This is a genomic window from Vibrio sp. Y176 (genome assembly GCF_033438945.1).
This window is the reverse complement of sequence record NZ_JAWOQS010000340.1, coordinates 1-804: the sequence shown is the minus strand read 5'-3', so window position 1 is coordinate 804 and position 804 is coordinate 1. Positions and strand designations below refer to the sequence as shown.

1 protein-coding gene and 1 pseudogene are annotated in these 804 nt (G+C 43.2%); both read right to left on the bottom strand.

Going from position 1 to position 804, the window contains the following annotated elements; translation table 11 throughout:
• Positions 1-432 (bottom strand): annotated as a pseudogene (locus R7O13_RS25940) (hypothetical protein); the annotation flags it as partial.
• Positions 433-436: 4 nt separating this feature from the next.
• Positions 437-804, bottom strand: a 368-nt coding sequence (locus R7O13_RS25935) for a hypothetical protein (protein WP_318305083.1), incomplete at its 5' end; no start/stop codon positions are given.

Here is an 804-nt window from a genome sequence, read left to right as displayed (position 1 = left end):
TTCGTAACTCACCTCAACGCTTGGTGCCAAGGTATTAAGAAGCTGACCATAATTTTCCACGCATCCCTCTATCGCATATTGAATACATGGTTGTGCTGCAGGCACCAGCTCCTTCGAGAACTGCTGAGTAAAACTCTTAGATTGAGAGAGAAATGGGTAAGATAGGATTAACTGCTGACCCAGACCAATCGCATCATCTTTTGCTCCAGATGCGACATAGTGTTCAAACGCTCCCAACGCCGCATTTTGAACTAGGCTTTCCCACTCGCTATTACGTTGAGATGGACGAATATCTTCCGCATGCGCTAATAGCTCATTCCAATTTTTAGAGCCGTTCAATGCCTTTAAGTCGTCCATGGTGTAACGAGCTTCTTCACCGACCACGGCAAAGCTGACGGACACCATGAATAACGACAATAACGTTTTCTTCATCGTTTTAGTTCCATGCCTGCTTAAGGTACTTCAACGTTGAAGAGTCGTAAGCCGCATTTGGATTCAGAGCAACTTTGAGTACGCTACCACCTTCATCTAACGCGAAACCTGCTTTTTTCGCATTCACTGAATCTTGACCTACGAATTGGATTTTTTGAACTTTTTGAAACTCTTCTTTATACAAAGCTGCGTGCTCAGTTGTCGTGCACAACTTCACCATATCATCATAGATGTAGTTAATAAGGCCACCTAACCAACCTGTGGTTTTTACTTTATCAAGTCGAGCTTCAGAAAAATCATAATTATCCCACTGAGCCCAATCGATATTGGTTTCTAGTACTTCATTACCACAAGCCTGCTGCACCTTGGTTA